Genomic DNA, 5,691 nt, shown 5'->3' on the forward strand with positions numbered 1-5,691 from the left:
CATGTGACAGAGGAAATCTATGCTTTTTCATGTGGAAAAGGAGCCATTATTCACTTGACACAATTTCCTCAAAATGGTATAGTTACAACATCAAACTGTAACTAAAAATAGTACAGAAAATAATGGAAAATGTCCAGTCGACTGGCTGCGGCAGGTGAAAAAGGAGGTACTTGGTTGGGTTTTTCAATTGATGTGAGCGTCCCTGTTCTGACTGTATTCTTACAGGGAATCGTAAGCTTTTTCTCTCCCTGTGTTCTGCCTCTGATTCCTCTTTACATTGGGTATTTATCCGGAGGAACCGGAATCGCAAAAGAGGATGTAAGAATGGAATATGACCGGAAAAAGGTCATGGTTCACACCGTATGTTTTGTAATTGGAATCAGCTTTACTTTCTTTTTGCTGGGACTTGGTGTTTCAGCTCTTGGAAACTTTTTTAAATCCAACCAGCTTCTATTTGCCAGAGTTGGGGGAATCATTGTTTTCTTCTTTGGTCTTTATCAAACAGGAATTCTTGGAACCTCCTCTATGCTTGAGAAGGACAGAAGACTTTCCCTATCCTTTGACAAGTTAGCCATGTCCCCATTAACCGCTCTTTTGATGGGCTTTACCTTCAGTTTTGCGTGGACGCCCTGTGTAGGTCCTGCTCTTGCAAGCGTTCTCATTATGGCGGCATCTGCGTCTACAAAATCCCTTGGTTTTATCCTCATTGGAGTCTATACCTTAGGTTTTGTCCTTCCATTTTTAGCAGTAGGCTTTTTTACCACCACAGTGTTGGAGTTTTTTAAGACTCACAAGCATGTGACAAAGAGTGCTGTTAAAGCAGGCGGTATTCTCATGATATTAATGGGTATTCTAATGTTTACCGGGAAAATGAATGCTTTGACCGGCTACCTGTCCTCCTTTCAGGCCCCTTCCATTTCCAGTGAAAAAGAAACAACGAAGAGTACGGAACCGAAGGAAAGTGAGACAACGGACGAGGAAACAACTTCCTCTGCCAATGAAACCAGCACTTCTGTAAGTGACGGAGAGAGCGAAGAAGATAAGCCGCTTCCAGCCGTTGATTTTACATTAAAAGATCAGTTTGGGAAGACCCATTCCCTTTCTGATTATAAAGGGAAAACAATTTTTCTTAATTTCTGGGGGACCTGGTGTCCGCCATGCCGTGCAGAAATGCCGGATATCCAAAACCTCTATGAGACTCAGGAGACAGAAGGAGAGAATGGGGTAATCATTTTAGGAATTGCAGCGCCTAATTACTCGGGCGAAAAAAATGAACAGGGAATTAAGGATTTTCTTGAAAATAATGGCTATACGTATCCTGTATTAATGGATACCGATGCAGAATTATTTGAAGCCTACGGCATATACTCTTTCCCAACGACCTATATGATAGATCGTGATGGAAATGTATTTGGTTATGCCAGCGGGCAGTTATCGAAAGACATGATGCAAAGCATCATCAACCAGACCTTGAAAGGAGAGAGAGATTAATTATATGGATAAAAACAGGGCAAGAAGAAATCGGGCTAGAAGAAGAAACAGAAGCATCGGTTATGGTGTCGTAATATTAACAGCCCTGTCAGCTGTCTGGCTGCTTTATACCAATGTCAGCAAGGGAAGCCAGACCAATTCCGGCAGTCATGCAGAAGAGACAAAGCCGGGTACGAGTGAACAGGTGCTGGATTTAAGAAAAAAACTGAAATCTGCCCGAATAGGAAATACCAACCTATCCGGGTTGACCATAGAGGAAGCAGAAGACACCATTGACGAGCGCTATCAGTGGGAGCTGATGGTAAGTGCAGATGGGGATTCTGTTTTACTGGATAATTTAATCGACAGCCAGATTAAGGCAATTAAAAAGAAGCTGGAGGAAACTTCTCCGGAAGAGACCCAGGAGTATGATATAGATTATGAGGCAATGAAGGAGCCATTTACAAAACAGGCTGAGGAGCTTGCAAATAAATGGAATCAAAGTCCCATGGGTGCCCAGCTTGAATCCTTTAATAAGGAAACCGGGGCATATCAGTATACACCTGGAAAGAACGGCAGAACCTTAGATCAAGGAAAGCTTGTTGAGCAGCTGATGGATGCCGTCAAAGCCGATAATTATCAGGCCGAAGTAAAGGCAGAGTTTGCCCAGACACCTCCGGACCGGAATGAAGCACAGGCAAAGGAACTCTATAAAATTATTGGTACCTTTACAACCACCACAACGGATAATAAAAACAGGAATAAAAATATCAGTCTGGCTGTGGACGCCATTAACGGTGTGGTCTTAAAGCCAGGAGAAGAATTTTCCTTTAACAACACCACTGGAAACCGAACGAAAGAAAAAGGATATCAGCCAGCCGGCGCATACCGTAATGGAATCCTGATCGAGGAGCCAGGCGGCGGCGTTTGCCAGGTGTCCACCACTCTTTACCACGCTATTATTGAAAGTGGATTTAAGACTACCGAGCGTAATTCCCACAGCTTTGCTCCTTCCTATGTTGAAAAGGGACAGGATGCTATGGTCAGCTTTGACGGATATGCAGGACCGGATTTAAAGTTTAAAAACACTAGTAAGAACTCTGTGGTTGTCCGTGCTTCTCTGGAAGGAAAGAAGCTTAAGATTTCCGTAGTAGGTATTCCATTCCTGGAAGATGGACAAAAGGTTACCATCCGTTCCGAAAAGGTCAGGGATTCAGCTCCAGTGACTCCTACCTATGAGGAAAATATAGCTCTTCCTTTTGGAACAGAAAAGATTGTAGATCAGGGAAGTCTTGGAGGCGTATACCGTAGCTTCCGCGTATTCAAAAAAGGTGATACAGTCGTTAAGGAAGAACCTCTTCATAACAGTACGTATAAGGGAAAACCTGCAGTTATACAGAGAAATACCACTCATAAAGTGGAAGAAACCGTTCCGGAGACCACTCACGCACCAGAGACGCAACCGGAAACTCAGCCTGAGACAACAACGGTTCCCCAAGGACCGGGTATTGATTTAACACAGTCACAGGAAAACGTTCAGCGATAAAGAAGATGACAGAGGCCATTTCAAATTCATTTGAAATGGCTTCTTTTTAAAATATTTATTCAGACATTCCGGGACCAATGCCATAAAAAAAGACAAGTATTATAATGAAATAGAAAAAGACAAAAGAAATTGAAAAAAAGATCCCTCCAATTTTAAGTATTCTTTTATAATATAAAGATTGCCTGATTTTTAGAATCAAACCTAGAATCACTATAATTGTACCTAACAAAAATGAGACCATAGGCAAGTATAAAAATAATATAGCATATATTAATAACTCATTATGAAACATCGATATCTCCTTTAAGAATTATTCAAATAGCAAATAAGTTTGATTCTCTAGAAGAGTTTAAATTTGTTATTTCACATACATTCATACGTTGTATTACACAAGTATAAATCCAATAACTATGCATAAAAAATATATAATCATTGATATAGTAAAGCATATAGTACCTATTTTCATAAAAAAATCATGTTTTGTTGACTTTATGAATTTTAGGAAAGTGCCAATGATAAATGAAATTATGGCTAATGAAAACAAACCTACAGGTAAAAGTACTGTAAAAATTATTCTCACTAACATTTCAACTTCGGACATAATATTACTCCCTTAATTCTAGTTGATATATTCTAAAATATCACCCGGCTGACAATCCAATTCCCGGCATATTGCTTCTAATGTAGATAGTCGAATGGCTTTTGCTTTCCCTGTTTTTAAGATGGAAAGATTAGCAGGGGTAATGTCTATTTTTTGAGCCAGTTCTAAACTTGTTATTTTCCTTTTGGATAGCATAACATCGAGATTAATTACAATAGGCATTGTGCTCACATCCTTTCAGATCGTAAAATCATTTTCTGTTTTTATTAAAATTGCTTGAATCAGAACGTTCTGCATAACTCGCAATATTAAACCTCCCAGGAGTATAACAATAGAGATCAAAAGAGCGAACAGATATAATCTTGCAAAAAACAGATAAACGATAGCCGCAAAAAAGCAGCAATAGGACGATACTTTTAGCAATCGCACATTTTTATCAACAAATACATCACTACGTGAAATATGAATCAGCAGGATATAAAGACAACCTAGTAAAATCAAAGCAGCTGGAATTGTTATATAAAAAGTTATCATGAGAGAATACAGAATAATTGATTTTAGCTGGATTGTATTTATGTAAGAATTTAAAAATGTGGGTATAAACGGAATCGCTATTACAATAAAAAGAGCGGTTATTACTATAATTAATTTACTTAATGATATTGAAATAGATTTAGTTTGCATAAGATACCTCCTTTTTCTATATAATAGTCAATGTTTTATTGAATGTCAATAATAAATTATCGAAAAACAATAATATTTGCCAACCAGATCATTAATAATACCATCACTTCATGTAATACTCCCCCATAGCTATGCAAACGTATATCGTACAAGCACCCTGGAATAAGATTTTCCAGGAGGTGTTTTGGATGAATTCAGAAAACGCGCCATCACATAAATACAGACATACAGAAGTTAAAGTGGAACGAATTTATGTGGGAAACAAGACACCACAGGAGTTGATGATCGAGCTGTTGAAAAAGCGCAGGGAAACCGGAGGGCTTATCCCATGATGGCCCAGTATCATGCAGCTCTCTACATGAGGCTCTCAAAGGATGATGATAGGGTTTTAGAAAGCGCCAGCATCAGCACCCAAAGAAAGATGCTTCGTGCCTATGCAAGAGAACATGGATTTGAAGTATACGATGAATATATAGATGACGGCTACTCCGGTACGAATTTTAACCGCCCCGCATGGGAGCGTCTTCTTAAAGATATTGAAGCAAAAGAAGTAAACCTGGTCATTACAAAGGACTTATCCCGTTTGGGAAGAGATTATATCATGACCGGACAATATACGGAACTTTACTTTCCATCAAAAAAGGTCCGTTACATCGCAATCAACGACGGCTATGATTCCGATAATCCCTTTAATGACATCGCTCCATTTAAAAACATGGTCAATGAAATGTATGCCAGAGATACGTCAAAAAAGATTCGGAGCGCATTTCAGACTAAGATAAAAGAGGGGGCATTTATTGGAAATTTTGCGCCATATGGCTACATAAAAGACCCCAACGATAAAAATCATCTTATCATTGACCCGGTAACAGCTCCACTGGTCCGTGAAATATTTTTACGGGCAGAAAATGGTGACTCTCCTTATCAGATTGCAGATAGCCTAAATGAACGAAAGGTGGAGACCCCTCTCCAGTACCGTTTCATGACTCATCCTCACTTAAAGCGGGACGAAGCTTCCAACGATTCCAAATGGACTTCTGGAACCATCTGCAAGATGCTTTCCAATGAAGTCTACTTAGGTCATATCGTTCAGGGGAAAACGGTAAAACTATCTTTTAAAAGCCATATGACTCTATCCCAGCCAAGAAAAGAGTGGGTCGTGGTAAAGAATAAACACCAGGCCATAATAACACAGGAGATATTTGACCAGGTAAGCAGACGCAGCATTCCCAGAAAAAAGCAGGAGGAATCAGAATTTCAAAATATCTTCTCTGGTCTTGTCATTTGCATGGACTGTCAAAGAAATATGTCTGTTACAGGAAAGAATAAAAGGCCAAATCACCATGAGCTGGTATGCAGCGGTTATAAGCAATATGGGAAAAAGGAATGC

The 5,691-nt window shown here is 39.4% G+C and carries 6 protein-coding genes; 4 read left to right on the forward strand and 2 right to left on the reverse strand.

The genetic code is table 11. The annotated features are described in order from the left end of the window. The first annotated feature begins 174 nt into the window (after nucleotides 1-174). Nucleotides 175-1,491 carry a redoxin family protein gene (locus T546_RS0122095; protein ID WP_026893470.1) on the forward strand — a complete coding sequence of 439 codons (1,317 nt, stop codon included), beginning with the start codon at nucleotides 175-177 and terminating at the stop codon, nucleotides 1,489-1,491. Between the two features lie 4 nt (nucleotides 1,492-1,495). Beyond that, nucleotides 1,496-3,016, forward strand: coding sequence for a VanW family protein (locus tag T546_RS24355; protein WP_051630051.1), 1,521 nt, complete (start codon nucleotides 1,496-1,498; stop codon nucleotides 3,014-3,016). Nucleotides 3,017-3,635: 619 nt separating this feature from the next. On the opposite strand, the gene T546_RS0122115 is transcribed toward T546_RS24355, so the two are convergent. Continuing rightward, nucleotides 3,636-3,839, reverse strand: coding sequence for a helix-turn-helix domain-containing protein (locus tag T546_RS0122115; RefSeq protein WP_026893473.1), 204 nt, complete (start codon nucleotides 3,837-3,839; stop codon nucleotides 3,636-3,638). A gap of 15 nt (nucleotides 3,840-3,854) precedes the next feature. After that, nucleotides 3,855-4,301, reverse strand: a complete 447-nt coding sequence (locus T546_RS26505; RefSeq protein ID WP_051630053.1) for a DUF2975 domain-containing protein — start codon at nucleotides 4,299-4,301, stop codon at nucleotides 3,855-3,857. Nucleotides 4,302-4,489: 188 nt separating this feature from the next. Between T546_RS26505 and T546_RS25445 the strand changes: the two genes are divergently transcribed. Both T546_RS25445 and T546_RS24365 read left to right on the forward strand, forming a co-directional pair. Beyond that, a complete protein-coding gene (locus T546_RS25445; protein ID WP_156951398.1) occupies nucleotides 4,490-4,633 on the forward strand; it encodes a hypothetical protein in 144 nt (47 codons plus the stop codon). Next, nucleotides 4,630-5,691: recombinase family protein (locus T546_RS24365; protein ID WP_034600362.1), on the forward strand; the 1,062-nt coding region annotated here is incomplete at its 3' end. The genes T546_RS25445 and T546_RS24365, both read left to right, overlap by 4 nt.

It is taken from the genome of [Clostridium] aerotolerans DSM 5434, assembly GCF_000687555.1.
In the GTDB taxonomy this organism is placed as follows: domain Bacteria; phylum Bacillota; class Clostridia; order Lachnospirales; family Lachnospiraceae; genus Lacrimispora; species Lacrimispora aerotolerans.

Excerpts from the sequence above, each read along its gene's own strand:
- T546_RS26505 (WP_051630053.1), bottom strand. The coding sequence starts at position 4,301 with ATGCAAACTAAATCTATTTCAATATCATTAAGTAAATTAATTATAGTA.
- T546_RS25445 (WP_156951398.1), top strand. The coding sequence starts at position 4,490 with ATGAATTCAGAAAACGCGCCATCACATAAATACAGACATACAGAAGTT.
- T546_RS0122115 (WP_026893473.1), bottom strand. The coding sequence starts at position 3,839 with ATGCCTATTGTAATTAATCTCGATGTTATGCTATCCAAAAGGAAAATA.
- T546_RS24355 (WP_051630051.1), top strand. The coding sequence starts at position 1,496 with ATGGATAAAAACAGGGCAAGAAGAAATCGGGCTAGAAGAAGAAACAGA.